Source organism: Chryseobacterium lathyri (genome assembly GCF_003290185.1).
Taxonomy (GTDB): Bacteria; Bacteroidota; Bacteroidia; order Flavobacteriales; family Weeksellaceae; genus Chryseobacterium; species Chryseobacterium lathyri.
In genome coordinates this window covers 25,824-43,114 of the sequence record NZ_QNFY01000018.1, presented here as the reverse complement: position 1 = coordinate 43,114, position 17,291 = coordinate 25,824, and the positions used below count along the sequence as shown (strand labels likewise).

At 37.7% G+C, this 17,291-nt stretch carries 14 protein-coding genes; 7 read left to right on the top strand and 7 right to left on the bottom strand.

Going from position 1 to position 17,291, the window contains the following annotated elements:
* Positions 1–228: 228 nt before the first annotated feature.
* Complete coding sequence (locus DRF61_RS20345; protein WP_111960515.1) at positions 229–762, bottom strand: gamma carbonic anhydrase family protein; 534 nt, start codon at positions 760–762, stop codon at positions 229–231.
* 173 nt (positions 763–935) lie between these two features.
* Here DRF61_RS20345 and DRF61_RS20340 point away from each other — a divergent pair, with 173 nt between their 5' ends.
* The 3 genes from DRF61_RS20340 to hemH are packed head-to-tail and all read left to right on the top strand — an operon-like array spanning position 936 to position 3,395.
* Entirely contained in the window at positions 936–1,814 is an 879-nt protein-coding gene (locus DRF61_RS20340; protein ID WP_111960513.1) for a NifU family protein, read from the top strand.
* A 10-nt stretch (positions 1,815–1,824) separates the two neighbouring features.
* Positions 1,825–2,352, top strand: coding sequence for an NADPH-dependent FMN reductase (locus DRF61_RS20335; protein ID WP_111960511.1), 528 nt, complete (start codon positions 1,825–1,827; stop codon positions 2,350–2,352).
* 14 nt (positions 2,353–2,366) lie between these two features.
* Positions 2,367–3,395 (top strand): ferrochelatase, encoded by a 1,029-nt coding sequence (hemH, locus tag DRF61_RS20330; protein WP_111960509.1) that lies wholly within the window; start codon positions 2,367–2,369, stop codon positions 3,393–3,395.
* A 73-nt stretch (positions 3,396–3,468) separates the two neighbouring features.
* Here the strand turns inward: hemH and DRF61_RS20325 are convergent, their stop codons facing one another.
* Entirely contained in the window at positions 3,469–5,421 is a 1,953-nt protein-coding gene (locus DRF61_RS20325) for a M4 family metallopeptidase (RefSeq protein ID WP_111960507.1), read from the bottom strand.
* Positions 5,422–5,823: 402 nt separating this feature from the next.
* Positions 5,824–7,038 (bottom strand): type IX secretion system plug protein, encoded by a 1,215-nt coding sequence (locus tag DRF61_RS20320; RefSeq protein WP_111960505.1) that lies wholly within the window; start codon positions 7,036–7,038, stop codon positions 5,824–5,826.
* Between the two features lie 71 nt (positions 7,039–7,109).
* Between DRF61_RS20320 and DRF61_RS20315 the strand changes: the two genes are divergently transcribed.
* The gene (locus tag DRF61_RS20315; RefSeq protein WP_111960503.1) at positions 7,110–7,748 is read left to right on the top strand and encodes an MBL fold metallo-hydrolase; all 639 of its coding nucleotides are present in this window, start codon (positions 7,110–7,112) and stop codon (positions 7,746–7,748) included.
* Between the two features lie 256 nt (positions 7,749–8,004).
* Here the strand turns inward: DRF61_RS20315 and DRF61_RS20310 are convergent, their stop codons facing one another.
* The 3 genes from DRF61_RS20310 to DRF61_RS20300 are packed head-to-tail and all read right to left on the bottom strand — an operon-like array spanning position 8,005 to position 13,190.
* Complete coding sequence (locus tag DRF61_RS20310) at positions 8,005–10,461, bottom strand: TonB-dependent receptor (RefSeq protein WP_111960501.1); 2,457 nt, start codon at positions 10,459–10,461, stop codon at positions 8,005–8,007.
* A gap of 18 nt (positions 10,462–10,479) precedes the next feature.
* Positions 10,480–11,958: a trehalase family glycosidase gene (locus DRF61_RS20305; RefSeq protein WP_111960499.1), complete on the bottom strand. Its 1,479-nt coding sequence runs from the start codon at positions 11,956–11,958 to the stop codon at positions 10,480–10,482.
* A 2-nt stretch (positions 11,959–11,960) separates the two neighbouring features.
* A complete protein-coding gene (locus DRF61_RS20300) occupies positions 11,961–13,190 on the bottom strand; it encodes an MFS transporter (RefSeq protein WP_111960497.1) in 1,230 nt (409 codons plus the stop codon).
* Positions 13,191–13,313: 123 nt separating this feature from the next.
* On the opposite strand from DRF61_RS20300, the gene DRF61_RS20295 reads away from it, so the two are divergent.
* Complete coding sequence (locus DRF61_RS20295) at positions 13,314–14,219, top strand: AraC family transcriptional regulator (RefSeq protein WP_111960495.1); 906 nt, start codon at positions 13,314–13,316, stop codon at positions 14,217–14,219.
* A 215-nt stretch (positions 14,220–14,434) separates the two neighbouring features.
* On the opposite strand, the gene DRF61_RS20290 is transcribed toward DRF61_RS20295, so the two are convergent.
* Positions 14,435–14,989 (bottom strand): thioredoxin family protein, encoded by a 555-nt coding sequence (locus tag DRF61_RS20290; protein WP_111960493.1) that lies wholly within the window; start codon positions 14,987–14,989, stop codon positions 14,435–14,437.
* Between the two features lie 158 nt (positions 14,990–15,147).
* Between DRF61_RS20290 and DRF61_RS20285 the strand changes: the two genes are divergently transcribed.
* Positions 15,148–15,744: a TetR/AcrR family transcriptional regulator gene (locus DRF61_RS20285; protein ID WP_111960491.1), complete on the top strand. Its 597-nt coding sequence runs from the start codon at positions 15,148–15,150 to the stop codon at positions 15,742–15,744.
* Positions 15,745–16,099: 355 nt separating this feature from the next.
* The gene (locus DRF61_RS20280; protein ID WP_111960489.1) at positions 16,100–17,260 is read left to right on the top strand and encodes an efflux RND transporter periplasmic adaptor subunit; all 1,161 of its coding nucleotides are present in this window, start codon (positions 16,100–16,102) and stop codon (positions 17,258–17,260) included.
* The last annotated feature ends 31 nt before the right edge of the window (positions 17,261–17,291 follow it).

Here is a 17,291-nt window from a genome sequence, read left to right as displayed (position 1 = left end):
ATGATGGAGCTTTTGTTTATTTGTGTTTGCTTCAAGATTTGAGAACCAAGATGCAAGAGCCAAAAATCAAGATTTTAGATTACAGGCATGAGACTTTTTCCCAGTGAAGTTTAGCAAGTAAAAAAGTTTCGGCATGACGGATTCGCGGTTCGAACCAGCAACTATCAACCAGAAAATCAACTACATAAACTCTCAAACCCGAAAACTCTCCAACTCGAAAACTCTAAACTAGCTCCCCACTTTCAGGTTTTCTTTATACCATGAAGAGTATTTCACGTAATTATCTGCGATCCTGTTGACTTCTCCTTCTAATAACTGAGCAGAAATATCTTTAATTTTCTTTGCAGGGACTCCGCCCCAGACTTCTCCTGATTTAATATGGGTTCCCTGTATCACTACAGAACCTGCTCCTACAATGGAGTTTTCTTCTACCAGGCAGTCATCCATAACGATAGCTCCCATACCGATTAGTACGTTATCTTTGATGGTACAGCCATGAACAATCGCATTATGTCCGATGGAAACGTTGTTTCCAATATTTAAAGGGTGTTTCTGATACGTACAGTGCAACATAGCATTGTCCTGAACATTTACTTTATCGCCCATCCTGATGTAATGTACATCTCCCCTGATCACTGCATTATACCAGATACTGCAGTCTTTTCCCATGGTAACGTCACCGATAATGGTTGCCGTTTCTGCCAAAAATGTACCCTCTCCTATCTGAGGTGTTTTCCCTAAAAGTTCTTTTACAATTGCCATAGTTTTAATTTGATAATTTGAAAATGAGTCAATTCGAAAATAATAATTCTAAAACGGCTGCTTCTATTCTCTGTCTTCTAATTTTAAATAACCGTGATAGCAAAAATCTAATTTCTAATCTCTAACTTCTAATTTCTAATTGCGTATTTTTGTATCTCAAATTTAACGAAAAAATGCGTACGATACTTATAGAACCAACTGAAAACCCGAAAGTGATGAAATTTGTCGCGGATTATAACCTGATCCCGGGCTCATTAGAGTTGGACAGAAGTTCAGATATTACAGAAATTCCTTTAGCTCAGGAACTTTTCAACTATCCTTTTGTGGAAAGAGTTTTTATTACAGCTAATTTTGTGGCTGTGGCAAAACAGGATACTGTTGAATGGGAACATGTAGCAGACAGCCTGAAAAATGTCATTGAGGATGAATTACTGGCCAATCCAAGAATTTATCTTCAGAAAAGAAAGGAAATGTATCAGATCTATGCTGAAATGACTCCTAACCCTAATGCGATGAAGTTTGTTTCCAATAAACTACTTATGGAGGGTTTTGTGGAAGTAAAATCGAGAGAAAAATCTGAGGGTGTTCCTTTGGCCCAGGCTATCTTTAATGAATTTGATTTTGCAAAAGAAATTTTTATTTCTGACAATTTTGTGGCTGTAACAAGAGACGATTCCGTGGAATGGCATCAGGTGATGATGGCTGTACGTGGTTTTATTGCTGAATATCTTCAGAGTGGAGGCGAAATTTCAAATCTTGAACCTCAGAAGCATGAAAATCCCGTTGAAAAAATCATCAACAGAGATTATACCGATGACGAGCAGAAAATTTCAGACATTTTAAATGAATATGTAGCTCCTGCAGTGGAAAATGACGGCGGAAAAATTTCCCTGATGGAGTACGATCAGGAAAGTAAAACAGCCAAAATGCTGTTACAGGGAGCCTGCTCGGGATGCCCAAGCTCAACTGCTACTTTGAAAAACGGAATTGAAAATATTTTAAAACAATTCGTTCCGGATTTAGTGGAAAAAGTAGAAGCTGTAAACGGATAACTGCTCTTAAATGGTAGCCGGAAAGAAAATATTGGTCATTATTGGAAGTGCCACAAAAAATTCCAGCAACCTAAAATTAATAGAACAGGTTCTGGAAAAACATCCGGCAGCCAATTTCCACATCTATGATGATCTTTCTGCTCTTCCGCATTTTGACACTTCATTAACGGATACTGATACACCAGACGAAGTACTAAAGATCAGGGAAGAAATTGAAAATTCGGCAGGTGTCTTGTTTTCTACTCCGGAATATATTTTCAGCATTCCCGGCAGGTTGAAAAACTTATTGGAATGGTGTGTCTCCACGACTGTTTTTTCTGAAAAACCGGTTGCTGTCATTACGGCATCTGCCAATGGAGAAAAAGGGCATGAAGAATTGGTAATGATTCTGAAAACACTCGGAGCCCAAGCAGAAGATCAGCATCAGCTTTTAATAAGAGGTATAAAAGGAAAATTTAACGATAAAGGCTTGGTTGAAAATAATACCTTTGCCCAAGTATCAACATTGATAACAGATTTCGAAAATACTGTTTCTTAATAAAAATTAAAATATTGGATAAAAAAGGAATTTTACTGGTAAATCTTGGTTCTCCAAAATCTACAGCTGTAAATGATGTAAAGGAATATCTTGATGAATTTTTGATGGATGAAAGGGTCATCGATTACCGCTGGATATTCCGCGCTCTTTTAGTTCAGGGGATTATTCTTAAAACAAGACCTGCAAAATCTGCAGAAGCCTATAAAACAGTATGGACAGATGAGGGTTCTCCTTTAATTGTCATTACTGAAAAAATCCAAAAGAAACTGCAGAAAGTAGTTGATGTGCCGGTAGAAATCGGAATGAGATATGCTGAACCAAGCATTGAAACAGGTATTCAAAAGCTAGTTGATCAGGGGGTTTCTGAGATCGTCCTATTCCCATTGTACCCGCAATATGCAATGAGTACAACGGAAACGGTAATTGAAAAAGCAGAGGAGGTACGGAAAAAGAAGTTTCCGAAGGTAAAGATTAATTATATACAGCCTTTTTATAACCGGGAAATTTATATCAACTGTCTTGCGGAAAGCATAAAGGAAAAGCTTCCTGAAAACTTTGATGTTTTGCAGTTCTCTTATCATGGTGTGCCGGAAAGACATATTTATAAAACAGATCCTACAAAGACATGCAATCTTAATGACTGCTGCTCACGGGATAATAACCCAAGCCACCAGTTCTGCTACCGCCATCAGTGCTATAAAACGACGGAAGCTGTTATTGCTAAGATAGGACTCCCAAAAGAAAAAACAATTGTTTCTTTCCAGTCGAGATTAGGAAAAGACAAGTGGATAGAGCCTTATACGGATGAAACTTTAGAGACGATTCCTAAAAAAGGAGTAAAAAACCTGGCTATTGTCTGTCCGGCTTTTGTTTCCGACTGTCTGGAAACCCTAGAAGAAATTTCAGTGGAAGGAAAGGAACAGTTCCAGCATGGAGGTGGAGAAAACTTCCACTACATTCCGTGCCTGAATGATGAAGACCGCTGGATCGATGTAGTAAAGATACTCTGTGAGGAAAAACTGAATGATTTTTATTTGGTATAAAACATATCGGTACATAAAATAATAAAAGGCCACAAAATAAATTTTGCGGCCTTTCTTAGAAATATATTAAAATTTATTTTTTGATCAGGTTTCCTGCTTTCTGTCCGTTAACCGTTACTACATATACTCCTGAAAGTATATTAGAAGGTAACCGAACATCTACTTTATTGTTACCGTTGGTAATTTTGATCTTTTCAGAAAGTTCTCTTTTTCCTGTAAGACTTACTAATTCAACAATTCCGTTTCCTTCTTTTCCTTCAAATTCAACAGTAAATTTGTCGGTAGCCGGATTCGGGCTGATGGTGTAAAGCAAAGCTTCCGTTGCTGCCACTTTTCCAGCTACAGAAGTTCCTCCGCCAACGCCTACTGCATTCCATGCATTGGTTACCTGAGTAACTTCAACTCCACCAGCTCCGTATAGATCTGCCGCTGCCTGAAGAGAAGAAGTTCTTGCGTTGGCATAGGTAGAAGAAGACGTAAGATAAGTCGTTAGTGTTCTATAAGCAATCGCTGCTGCCTTATCTAAGCCGATTCCCGTAACATTATAAGCAAAACCATTATCATTTGTGCCAGAACCTCCGGTTACTAATAGATAATACCAGAAATTAAGTACTCCCGAGTTAGTATGAACTCCACAATAATCATTGGTAGTTTGTCCCGGTACTGCACAGCCTGTAGTAGTTGCATCTTTCCAGTATGTTCCTTTATAAGTATCGGGCTGGCTGTAAGCATTAGGATTAGCCATATCTCTGATCACATAACTAAAGTCTTCACCCAGCTTCCAGCTTGCCTGAGTAGGTCTTGCCCAACGTTCTATGCTGTTTCCGAAAATATCAGAAAAACCTTCATTCAATGCTCCTGATTCTCTTTGATAAGCCAGATTGGCTGTTTTTGAGGTCATACCATGGGTAATTTCGTGACCACAAACATCTAATGCAGTTAACGGTTTATTTCCATTTGTTGAGCTTCCGTCTCCATAAGTCATTCTGGAACCGTCCCAAAAAGCATTAAAATAGTTGGTTGAGTAATGTACGTAAGATTTTATGGCAAAATTATTATTGTCTATACTCTTTCTGCCAAATTTCGTATAAAGATAATCTAAAGTCATTTCAGCTCCCCAGTGAGCATCAGTAGCATATTGATCTTTATTGGTGTTTACGTTGTTCCAGTTGTTATCGGTATCTGTAAAGTCTACTGCACTCGAATAATTGGTACCTTTTCTCAGGTTGTAAGTTTCTACGGCTGTGCCGGTATTTCTTCCTGTTTCTCTTAATCTATAGCTTCCATTGTATGAATCTGCCACGATAGATCTGCTTCCGCTGTAAACAGTTGTAGCGGTTCCTGGAGCATTGGTTTCGTGAATCAACGCATCAGTTCCTAAAACTGCGCCATTTTTAGCATCTACGAAAACGTATTGTCTGCTTAATGGTTTTTCTGCATAGATATCAAATTTGTAAGCAAGCTTCAGATCAGTCAGCTTTTCATCAGAAGGATCTGAATAGTACACCAATTCTCCTTTTGGAGCAAAAGTTGCATTAGGATTTTTAGATTCGTTTTTAAGGAATTCCTCTTCTTCCTTGTTCTGCCATTTATAAGAATCGGCCCCTACAAAAGATAAAGCACTCTGTAATGCAATACTTTCAGAAATAGCAGGTTTTTTTTCTGCAGATGCAGGTGCTTTAAGGATCCATTTTCCGGTTTCCCCTACTACTTTGCCCCCTTTTGTTTGCACTGCCATCATTCCGTATTCTACAGGAATATCATTAATGGTCTGCTGGAATCTGTGGGTTTCAAAACCAAGTGCATCTTTTTCTGAACCTAGTCTTAAACCTTGTCCCTGTGAAACTCTTTTAGTTGTTTCATCAAATAAAACAGGCTGTCCCTTAAAATCCGGTCCGTTTTTGTCGAACCTGATAAGTTCTGCATGAAGTCCGTTTTTACCAGAGATTAATTTTGATGGATTTTCCTGCCCAAAAACAAAGGCAGAGGCTGCAATACTAAATGCAAAGATAAATTTTGTTTTCATAAAAATATTATTTTGTTTGAACGTGAGAACGAATTTATATATTTTTCGCAAAGAAACAATGATACCAATAAATAAAACACAATAAATAAATAGAACAATTGTTTTAAATTTAAAATATTTTTAAAAACATTATAATTAATTTAAAACAATTTTATTCCTACAAAAATTATAGACTAATATTTTTTACACAATTCAACATTTTATGAAATATTTTTTTCAATATGCTATGCATAATAAATAATTACATTTAAAACTCTTAATTCCCTCTTCAAATTATTTATTCATCATAGGTTCAAAAAAAAAACCATCTCTTATGAGACAGTTCCCTAAATGGTGTTTTTACTTTAAGTAAATTGCTATTGTATAGAATATTTGATAAAAAAGGGACAGTTTACCCCGAAATTATTTCCCGATAGGTGTTCTGAATTCTCCATATCCCATCAGTCCGTCATAATTACGTCCGAAAGGTGCGTAATATAGAAATGCCTGATACAAGTTTTCGGTCTGCCAGAAATTACCATTAATTTCTCCAAAGTTCAGAGATCCGTCACTTTCTTTCGTGGCAAGAATATAGTTGTAAAATCCTTGCTTCAGGAATATTTTAGCAACATATTTTTTATTGGCAGCATCATACTGCATCTGATTTTCTTTGCTTGGCTTAAAATTATTAAAACCTCCCAGTACATAAATCTCTTTATCCACAGGATCAGAATCCAGAGAAAAATACACCCATGAATAGTCTGCCTCTCTTTCAGCATTTCTTTCCAGCCCCAGATCATTTCTCCTATAGAACCATGCTCCGTTCACGTCAGGCTGGTACTGATAGTTCAGGGGAAAGGCCCATACCGGATGCAAATAGGTGTGATTTACACCGTCCTTCAATTCCGTAGTACTCACCATATCGGCAGCCATATTCATATTCTTGTTATCAAAATAATAGAATTCGTTATTGCCGGGAAATGTTAAACTCATCTGCTGAAAAAGCAGCTGGTTTCCTAATGTTGCGCTTGGCTTCAAATTATTAACCACTTCATTAGGGTTGTTGTTCTGCATCACGTTCAAAGTCATGGAATTGACATTAGAAGAAAGGTCTCCCGCTTTTGAAGTCGCTTTTACCTCTATCCTTTGGTTGATGTTCGGTTTTTTGGCATCTGCAATTCTTGAGACATTCAAAGCAACCGTTGCAGCATCTTCCACCAGATAAAAACGTTTTTTGAAAAGAGGTCTGTCAGCTGAATCTTTATAAACAATCAGCTCAAAATTTCCAGAAATCTTCGGCTGCATCTTATCATTCGGGAAGGTAAGCTTGTAATGGGTATAAGCCTGAATGGTATTAAAAGAATACTCAAACTTATCTAAGAGTCCATTTAAACTTCCATTGGCAATCTCTGTAAAAAATAAATTGTCATCATTCCAGTTCCGGTCATAATGTTTGATCGTATACCTATAGATTTCGCTGGAATTAGTAAGATCGTCAAAGCTTAAAACAAGCTGTTCACCAAATCTTATGACAGGTGTCTCATCATTCGTCTGAGGATTGAATAATTGTATACTTTGGATATTTTGTCCAAAAACCAGTCCACCTAAAGAAAGTAAAAGTATTCGCAAAGTTTTCATTATGACGAAGATAACGAAAAATCGGGATTTTCTTAATAATATCGTATTTTTGAAATAAAAAAATATCAGTTATGCTTCAGATTCAAGGCTTCGTTTTCAATTTTGCCAGCGAAAATACTTATATCCTTTACAATGAAAATAAAAATGCTTGGCTGATTGACCCGGGAAACATGAATGAGCAGGAAACTAAAGCTATAGAAGGCTTTATTTCTGAAAACAGTCTTAGGATCGAAAAAATCCTTCTTACCCATGCTCATATTGACCATGTTCTGGGCCTGCAGTGGGCTTTTGATACTTTCAAAGTTCCTGTTCATATGCATAAAGAAGATCAGGAAGTACTGGACATGCTTCAGGCCAGTGGCATGAGGTTCGGATTCTCTGTTGAACCCGTAAAAGCAGATATCAAATATATTAATGAAGGCGAAATTCTTGACCTGGACGGAGAAAAATTCAAAATTTATCATGTTCCGGGACATTCTCCGGGAAGCGTAGTTTATCATAATGAAGACCAAAAATTCATGATCTCTGGTGATGTTCTTTTTGAAGGCAGTATCGGAAGGACCGACCTTTACAAAGGAAACTATGACCAACTTATCGACGGCATCACTCATAAACTATTTATTCTGGATGATGAAACAAAAGTTTTTTCAGGCCATGGGAATCCTACGACAATAGGGTTTGAGAAGCAGTATAATCCGTTTTTTAAATAGTTTCGAGATACGGGTTTTTCGAGTTGAAGAGTTTTAGAGTATATGGGTGGGGAGTTTGGTTGCTGGTTGGCAGTTGCTAGTTCGAACCGCGAAACCCGCATCCCGTAACCATCATCCCACATCCCGAAACTTTATGAGTTGCTAAAATTCACCATTCACTTGCGAAGCAAAATTCACCATTGACATTTTACCCCACAAAAAATCAAAACCGCCAGGAAAATTTCCCGGCGGTTTTTTTTATAAAGAAAATATAAGTTTAGAAATCTAGTGTGATGGATGCTCTTGCCGCGGCTCCCATGATCGGTCTTGCCATTCTGATATTCGTTCCCGGTGTAATCTGGGATCTTGGATCTCCTTCTGTAATTCCAATCGTATTAAAGATATTGGTTCCGTCTACTGCAAAACGTATTTTCCCTAACTGGTAAGACATTCCTGCACCAACTTCGGTGAATGAAGGCAGAATGTTATCATCCGTATTTCCTTCGTTCTGAAAACGTTTTCCATAATAATTCATGCTTACGTAAGCTCTCCATTCTTTTGTGATGTTCACTGCAGGAGAAATATTAAAATAGAACTTAGGCATTCTTCTTACGGTGTTTCCATCATAATCAAAGGTAGTTCCATCCGCATTTTTACCTACAAAATCTTTGTATTTCGGATTTTGGATCGTCCCATTGAACGTCACTTCAAGAATATTATTGAAAAGTCTTGTGTATCCTTCTATTTCTACCCCAAAGTTCGTGGTGTTGGCGAATTTATTTTCTGAAGTTCCGTCTGAGAATACATCAGTAAATGAAAGGTTTTTAAGCGTAGAATAGAAAGGAATAATTCCGATATCAAAAGTACGTGAATAGTATTTATATCCAACTTCCAACTGATTGGTATCAACGGCCTTGATGGCGCTCAGATCTGACATATTATTATAGTAAGCTTCTTCATTTGGCGATCTGAAACCGTGAGAAAAACGGGCGTACACCGCATTTTCCTTGTTGATCTTATAATTAGCGGCCAATGTATAAGATACTTTGTTGATATCATAATACCAGTAGGTATACTTATTACCTAACACTGCCATATTATCATCTGCCGTAGTCGTCGCAAAGCTGTGTGTTCCATCAGTCGTTAAACCTGAATTATTCAGATTCGCGGTTGTTGTATTGACTCCATATCCTTTATAATAGTCACGGCTGTAACGCATTCCTCCATTAAGGCTTAAAGCATCTGTTACGTTATAATCTAAATTCAGATAAACATCATTAAGACTTCCCTGGATCTGTGAATCTCTGATCAGAAAAGACATATCCTTTACCCCATTGTAAGTCTGGGAATATCCTAAATCTGAAGGGCTCATAGATGGATTCACCAGATTTAAAAGCTGCGGCCTGTCTGTGGCTGTTGTTAAAATATTGCTCCAGTTCCAGTATTGATGAGACTTCCAGTTTGATTTGTAGAAACCAGCTGTTACATTTCCTTTATCAAATTTATAATTCACCTGAAGGTCATTTACAAAATTATTCATCTGCTTATCAATAGCCCAGAATCCTAGTTTCTGTATATATTGAGGATTCACAACAGAGCCATTGCTCACCAACGAGTATTGGTAATTACTCATTCCTAAACCGCCTTCACTAACAGGTTTAGTTGCATAATCAGAAGCCAGTTTCGGAGCTCCGGCAGGAAACATTCCAGTATATTCCATATTGATATTGGTATATCGCGTCTTATTCAGAACACTGAAATTATTTCCAAGATCATATTTAAATTCTGCACCTACCACATCTACTTTTGGGTGAATTCCGTTTTCAAGATCTCTTTTGAAAAAGCCTCCTCCAGCCTGTGGAATACTTAACTGGCTGATCGTTCTGTAGCTGTATGTTCCATAATTGGCATCGAAACCGGCAAATTCTTTAAGATCATTTCCGTCTTGAATCAAAGGAATCGGAAGGAAAAATGTATTCCTGTCATCCAGTTTTTTGTAATATACTTTAGCATAGCCTTTATCAAACACATACTTAAGGTTCATTCTGATTTGTCCGCCGTTATTAGCTCTGAAACCTGTTTTTCTGATTCCGTTATCTGTTCTGTAGAATCCGCCAACGTTAAAGAAAAGCTTATCCTGAACCAATGCGCCGCCTACATTCACATCTGTACGCATCAGTCCATAAGTACTGGTTTCAAGTTTTGCTGTCCCCTTAAAATCATTACTTCCTTCTTTAGTAATAAAGTTGATCAGACCTCCTGGAGAATTGTTCGCATAAATAGAACCTGAACCTCCTCTTAATGCTTCCAGCCTACTTACAGAGTTATCTACACGGAAAAAATTATCCGCATTCGCAAATTGAAGTGCTCCGTCTTCAAAAACCGGAAGTCCGTCTTCCTGCACCTGTACGAATTCATAAGCTCCTGCAGAAGGAATCCCTCTTGCGAAAAGATTATTTCCTACTTCACCACCGGAAGTCTCCACAGCAAATCCCGGAACCCTCTGTAAAAGAGCGGCAGCACTGATAGGATTTTGTTTCTGGATCTCTTTTGCTGTAAAAGTAGAAATAGCGGTACTGGATTCTATTTTCTTTTTCGGGCCGGAGTTTCCGGTGATAACGATCTGGTCTATGGATGACGTCTTGATGGAATCCTGAGGGGTTTCCTGGGCATACGCATTGTTAAAGTAAAGCGTAGCGGTGGCAGCCATTAAAAATATCGATCTTTTTTTCATAGCATGATTTTTATATAGTTAGTTTTGTTTTAATTTAAGATAGACCCCGTTCGTCCATCCGAATCCGTCCTGATTCGGGTATTCTCCGCCTCCTGCAATTGTTTCAGTGTCTAATGCGTTGTATTTTTCCATTAATTTTCCGGTGTTGCCGTACACCCTTTCTACATTCCCGCACCAGTTATTTTTTATTTTTTCAGCCAGATCATCAAAGCCGTAGTTTCTCATTGCTTTAAAGCCTAGCCATTGATAGGGCGCCCATGCATTCGGAAGATCCCATTGCTGGCCGGATTTCTTTGTGGTAGTTACAAGACCTCCCTGATAAAGAAATTTTTCAGCAATATGCTTAGCAACCGATTCTGCCTGTTTCTGATCTGCCAATCCGAGAAATAAAGGGTAAAGAGCAGCAATATGTTCAGACGGTGTGTTTTTGTGTTTTTTTAAGTGATAATCTTTATAACATTCAGTGTTTTCATCCCAAAAGTAAGTATCGATCATCTGTCTGCGTCTTGCTGCTCTTTCAGTAAAATAATTTTCTTTATCTGCCTGGTTCAGAAGTACCGAAGATTTTGCCAATGTTTTCTCCAAATGCCATAAAAGACTGTTCAGGTCTACTTCAGCAATGTTCAGTGTTTCTATCGTCTGTATATGTTCTCCGTCTGCAAACCATCTGCTGGAAAAATCCCAGCCGGATTCGCAGGCACTTCGTATATTTCTGTAAAATTCTGTTTCTGCATTTTCGCTGTCTTCAATATCAATAAGATAGCTTTCAGGGCGTGGTGCATTTTCTGCATCATAATAACGGTTCAAAATATCTCCGTTCTGTGTTTTTGCCACCCTTTTCACACTTGAATTATTCTCCAGCCACTCTTCTCCATTCATCCAGAAAGCATATTCCTTTTCTAAAGTATCATGATATTGAATATAAATTTTTTCATCATTTGTAGTTTCAAAAAGCAGGTCCAGCATCAGCGAAAAATATGGAGGCTGTGAACGGCTCAGGAAATGAGTTCTGCTCGCATTCGGCACAAATCCTACACTCTGAATTAAATAAGAACAGTTTTCTACAATATTTTCCATCATTTCGGTTCTTCCTGAAACCTGAAGCCCAAGCATAATAAAGTAACTGTCCCAATAGAAAAATTCATTGAAACGGCCTCCCGGGACAATATATGGCTTCGGAAGTTTTAATAATGTTCCTTTTTCTTCATACGCAGTACGGGTAAGTTGATCCCAAAGCTTTTCGATATGCTGCTCAATGGGTAACTGATCTTCTCTCTGGATTGATATTCTTGCTCCCAGAAAATCAAAATTCGCCATCACAAAATCTTTCAGATCAAACCCTTCACTCCCCTTTTTCTTTTCATACTCCGCATTGATCTCCGAAACAGGAAACATCGGAACAGCATCTGTCATCATCTTCTGGTCCTCAAAAATCTGAGCTCTCTGTACATCATCAAAAAGAGTTTGAATTTCTTTTATGTAAAGCTGCTTATTCATTATTATTTCTTAGGGTTTATTTTTAATTTATTCATGAAAATAGCTGAAATGATCAGCAGTGAAAGCGGAATCAGTGAAAGGTAAAATGCCTGTTGCCCACTGAACTCCTGAAAGACAAAACCAGTGATCATTGAGCCAATCGTTCCGCCGATCGCAGAAAAAACCACAATCAGTCCGGACATGGCACTGTGTAAATATTTTGGAATGGATGCCAGAATTACAGAGTTGATACTTGGATATATTGGTGCCAGCAAACCTCCCATCAGTGGAAACAAATACACTACAAGAGGCGCGTTGAACCATCCCGTTTTATTATCAATCTGAATGTTATGAGTCAGCGGCAGAACCAAAATAATACTGATGGCAAAACCGATCACGCAGAAAGAAACTACGTAGATCCAGCTGAATTTTTTAGAGAAAAAGCCTGATAAGAATCTTCCCAAAGCAAAAGCTCCTGCAAGAACGGCCCCCGCCTGGATACTCATAGAAGTAGGAAGCTTCAATATTTCTTTATAAAAAGTAGGGGTCCATGTCTGGAAGCTCTGTTCTACCAATACAAAAAGGAAAGCACATAAAAGAAAAAACAATACTTTTTTATAGCTGAATAAACTTATGCTGTTCTTCAGATCTCCCAACAAATCGGTTTTCTCACTTCTCGCCTCTTTTTCATTTAATTTTGAAAAGAATAAAAACAGAAATGACAACGCTGAAACAGCTCCCAGGACCCAATATACATTCAACCACCGGGTAGATTTCGGATTGTGGTCATCAATAAACAAACTGAAAAGTACGTTTCCTGCCAATACACCAATCATGAAGAATCCCTCCAGAAAGCCCATGAAGCTCGAATGTTCTTTGTCGGTATCGGTCACAAGACCAATAGATGTGAACACTGAGATCTTTATTAAGGCAAATGAAACGCCTACAATGGTAAACAATAATTTGAAAAACCAGAAATCATTGGCGAAAGGCATGACAAAACACATACAGCTTACCAGGAAAAGGGCGATCAACATTGAATTTTTGATCCCTATTTTTGGAAGGAATGATGCCAGGATAAATGAACATATGGCGATCGGGAGATCTTTAAAACCCTCAAGGATACTCGCTGAAGATTTTGAGATTCCGAAGTTCTGCTGTACCTGCAGAATAACTGTTCCCACGGAATTCAGAAGAATGGCGAAAACAAAATAATTCAAAAATAATACAGCTTTAATATTGAAATTTTTCATGGAGATCATTTCTTGTCGGCTAAGATAGAAGCATTTGGGTTAACATTAATTTAACACAATAAATCAATATTTGAACTATATTAATATAATTAGTATTTTTATTGGATAAATACGATTAATCAAATGAAAGTCAGTTTCGAAAGAATAATTCCGAACGAAAAGAGTTCCTTCCGTACCCTGCACAACAATTCGCCGATCTCAGAATTCAAATGGGAATATCATTACCATCCCGAAATTGAGCTTGTATGTATTGTTTCCGGGAACGGAACCCGCCATGTTGGCTATCATAAAAGCAATTATACGAACGGCGATCTGGTATTGATCGGCTCCAATATTCCACATTCAGGATTTGGATTAAATTCTACAGATCCTCATGAAGAAATTGTTCTTCAGTTCAGGGAGGAAATACTTCAGTTTCCACAACAGGAAATAGAGGCCCGATCGATTAAAAATCTGCTGGAACTTTCTAAATACGGGATCCAATTTCATCATAAGATCAAAAAACTCATGCTTCCCAAGCTGAAACTGATGCTGGAATCGGAAGGCTACAAAAGGTATCTTCTCCTGCTTGAAATTCTGTTTGAACTTTCAAAATGTAAGGATTATGATCTTTTGAACAAGGAAATCATGCCATACACCATTATTTCAAAAAACAAGGCAAGGCTGGAAAACATCTTTACTTATGTAGAACACAACTACGATAAGGAAATCAATATTGATGATGTAGCAAAACTCGCCAACCTTACACTTCCTGCTTTTTGTAATTTTTTCAAAAAGGCTACCCAGATCACGTTTACGGAATTTGTAAACCGCTACCGTATTAATAAGGCCTGCCTGTTGATGGCTCAGGATAATAGTATCTCAGAATGCAGCTACAGCTGCGGGTTTAATAATGTTACGTATTTTAACAGGATGTTTAAAAAATATACGGAGAAAACACCTTCCGAGTTTATAAAGAATTTCTCGCATAATAAAGTGAATGTGGATTTAAAGGTTGAGAATGAAGCTAAGGTTAAGGCTAGTTTTTAAAAAATAGTTCAAAATGCTTCGACTCCACTCAGCATGACAGTTCTAATACTAATTGTTTTATTTTAACGATGTCATACTGAGCGGAGTCGAAGCATATTTTATAGAATATTTCCCCACAAATCCGCAGAGGTTTATACATAAAAAAAACTGCTCTTGAAAAAGAACAGCTTTATACTTATATATAATGGTTAAAAATTTCAACCATTCACTATAAATTACTTCCATTTAATATTACAACCCATGCTTGGTCTCTGGATCTCTTCCTGAGGTTCCCCCAACAAAAGATTTTCGAAAGCAATGATCAGATCTTCTCCGGTTACATCTTTATTATTCCCAGGCCTTGAATCATCCATCTGTCCTCTGTAGATAAGGTCCAGTTTATCATCAAAGAAATAGAAATCCGGTGTGCAGGCTGCATCGTAAGCTTTAGCAACCGCCTGGCTTTCATCATACAGATATGGAAAATCAAACTTTCTTTCAATCTGGAATTCTATCATTTTTTCCGGAGCATCGGCCGGGTATTTTTCAACATCATTGGCATTGATCGCAATGAATTCAATCCCTTTATCATTATAATCTTCATACAATTCGTTGATCTTGTCGATCACGTGAAGAACAAACGGGCAATGGTTGCACATAAAGATCACCAGTGTACCTTTTTCACCTTTCAGATCTTCCAGAGATTGGATCTCGTTAGTTTTTGAAGGGTTCGGAAGCTCGAAAAACGGAGCCTTGGTTCCTAAAGCCAGCATATTAGAGGGAGTATTCATATCCTTTATTTTCTTTATCCGCAAAGATAAAGTTTCTTTTAATATAAAGCCAATTCAGCAATTTATAAACTTGAGTTAAATGTTAATTATTAAATATTATTTGGAAGTTATGCCTAAAAGTTTGTAGTTTTGCTAACACTGTTAGTAAATAAAAAATCATGGGCCTACATGAACGTCGTCAAAGAGAGAAAGAATCCATTCGTGCAAATATTTTGCAGGCGGCTTTCGGTTTGGCTAAAACAGAAGGCTGGGCTTCACTTTCGATGCGGAAGATTGCAGATGCTATTGAGTACAGTGCTCCTGTAGTCTATGATTATTTTGAAAACAAAGAGGCAATTTTGTATGAAATTTCTTTGAACGGTTTTCACTGCCTTCACATAGAACTGTTAAAGGCACAGAGAAAATTCGACACTCCGGAAGAGCAGCTTATTGCCATAGTAGATGCTTACTGGAATTTTGCTTTCAAAAATAAAGAATACTACCAGCTGATGTTTGGGTTAGGAATGCAATGCAGCGGAAAGGGCCAGATGAAAGAAGAGTTTTCGTCATTCCAGGACCTTATTTATGAATGTACCTATAATATTATTAAAAAGAACGGATCTAATCCGGACAATGCCTGCCATATGTCGCACGCTTTATTTTCGGCGGTGCACGGGCTGATCTCTATTATGATGATGCGGAATACAGATATTCCTTCTACAATGAATAAAACGACTTTAGACGAAACGGTTTCTGCTTTTGTTAAGTCTTTGTAATTTTTTTTTGAACCAAAGATTAACGCTGTTAGGAAATATAACATTTGAATATCAATAAATATTCACTTAAAACTAAAAATTTAACCATGAAAACAAGCATTCAAATTTCGGGACAGTTTTTCCTTTAAACTTAACACCGTTAGATAAATTAACACATACTTAATACACCTCACTTATATATAAAATTCAACATTAAAAACAGCCAGCTATTATGAAAATGACGATCTGACCTTTATTAAAAATTTTGAAATTTTTTTTGAACTAATCATTAACACCGTTAGGAAAAATAACAGAATTTATTTAAAAGAACATTATTACTTAAATCTAACACTTCATTAAAAAAATTAAACCAACAATGAAAATACCTGGAAAAATAAGGTTTATTGTACTTATATCAAGTATTATCCTTTTGCAGAACTGTACCCAAGCAGCAGAAGGTTCCAATGCAGCACCGCCTGCTCCGGAGCTTCCGGTTTACACCGTGATCACCTCTCCAGCTACAACATATCAGGAATTTCCTACCGCACTGGAGGGTAAAAATAACGTGGAAATCAGGTCTCAGGTAGATGGGTACCTGGATAGAATCTACGTAGAAGAAGGCTCATATGTAAGAGCCGGACAGCCTTTATTTAAAATAGATTCAAGAGCCTATGGCGAGCAAATGAATATGGCCCAGGCCAATTTACAGGTGGCCAATGCCAATATTCAAAAGGCCAAAGTGGAGGTTGACAGACTTCAGCCACTGGTAGAAGCAAAAGTTGTCTCTGATGTACAGATGAAAACGGCTAAAGCCAATTATGCAGCAGCCGTAGCCGCCGCATCACAGGCAAAAGCATCTGTAGGAGGTGCCAGAATAAATGTAGGATTCACCACCATTACAGCACCTGTAAGCGGATATATCGGAAGAATTCCTTACAAAAAAGGAAGCCTGATCTCAAGAACAGATGTTAATCCGTTGACACTATTATCGGATATCAGCGAAATTTATGCCTATTTCTCTTTAAGTGAACTGGATTTTATCGCATTTCAGAATAAATACCCGGGAGCGAGCTTAGACGAAAAGCTAAAGAACATGCCAATGGTAGACCTGGTGATCGCAGACAACAGTACGTATCCTGAAAAAGGGAAAATGAGTATTGTAGACGGGCAGTTTGATAAAACCACCGGAGCCATTACCGTTCGTGCAGTTTTCCCTAATGAAAAAGGCGCTTTAAGAACAGGAAATACAGGAAGAGTGCGTATGCCTCAGATGCTTTCCAATGCTGTGGTAATCCCGCAGGAATCTACTTTTGAAATTCAGGACAAAACTTATGTCTATATTTTAGGTAAAGACAACAAAGTAACCAGCAAACCGGTAAAAATCTCAGGAAAAACCGAAAGCTATTACTTTATTTCTGAAGGACTTTCTCCGGGTGAGAAAATCGTATACACCGGAATCGGAAACCTAAAGGACGGAGCTTCTATCAAGCCGAAAGTAATTTCATCTGACAGCTTATTGAGAGCTAAACCTTTGTAATCTATTCCGAATACAGAAGACTTAAAAAAAT

Excerpts from the sequence above, each read along its gene's own strand:
- DRF61_RS20290 (WP_111960493.1), bottom strand. The coding sequence starts at position 14,989 with ATGAATACTCCCTCTAATATGCTGGCTTTAGGAACCAAGGCTCCGTTT.
- DRF61_RS20345 (WP_111960515.1), bottom strand. The coding sequence starts at position 762 with ATGGCAATTGTAAAAGAACTTTTAGGGAAAACACCTCAGATAGGAGAG.
- DRF61_RS20280 (WP_111960489.1), top strand. The coding sequence starts at position 16,100 with ATGAAAATACCTGGAAAAATAAGGTTTATTGTACTTATATCAAGTATT.
- DRF61_RS20295 (WP_111960495.1), top strand. The coding sequence starts at position 13,314 with ATGAAAGTCAGTTTCGAAAGAATAATTCCGAACGAAAAGAGTTCCTTC.
- DRF61_RS20320 (WP_111960505.1), bottom strand. The coding sequence starts at position 7,038 with ATGAAAACTTTGCGAATACTTTTACTTTCTTTAGGTGGACTGGTTTTT.
- DRF61_RS20340 (WP_111960513.1), top strand. The coding sequence starts at position 936 with ATGCGTACGATACTTATAGAACCAACTGAAAACCCGAAAGTGATGAAA.
- DRF61_RS20325 (WP_111960507.1), bottom strand. The coding sequence starts at position 5,421 with ATGAAAACAAAATTTATCTTTGCATTTAGTATTGCAGCCTCTGCCTTT.
- DRF61_RS20310 (WP_111960501.1), bottom strand. The coding sequence starts at position 10,461 with ATGAAAAAAAGATCGATATTTTTAATGGCTGCCACCGCTACGCTTTAC.
- DRF61_RS20300 (WP_111960497.1), bottom strand. The coding sequence starts at position 13,190 with ATGAAAAATTTCAATATTAAAGCTGTATTATTTTTGAATTATTTTGTT.
- DRF61_RS20335 (WP_111960511.1), top strand. The coding sequence starts at position 1,825 with ATGGTAGCCGGAAAGAAAATATTGGTCATTATTGGAAGTGCCACAAAA.
- DRF61_RS20315 (WP_111960503.1), top strand. The coding sequence starts at position 7,110 with ATGCTTCAGATTCAAGGCTTCGTTTTCAATTTTGCCAGCGAAAATACT.
- DRF61_RS20285 (WP_111960491.1), top strand. The coding sequence starts at position 15,148 with ATGGGCCTACATGAACGTCGTCAAAGAGAGAAAGAATCCATTCGTGCA.
- DRF61_RS20305 (WP_111960499.1), bottom strand. The coding sequence starts at position 11,958 with ATGAATAAGCAGCTTTACATAAAAGAAATTCAAACTCTTTTTGATGAT.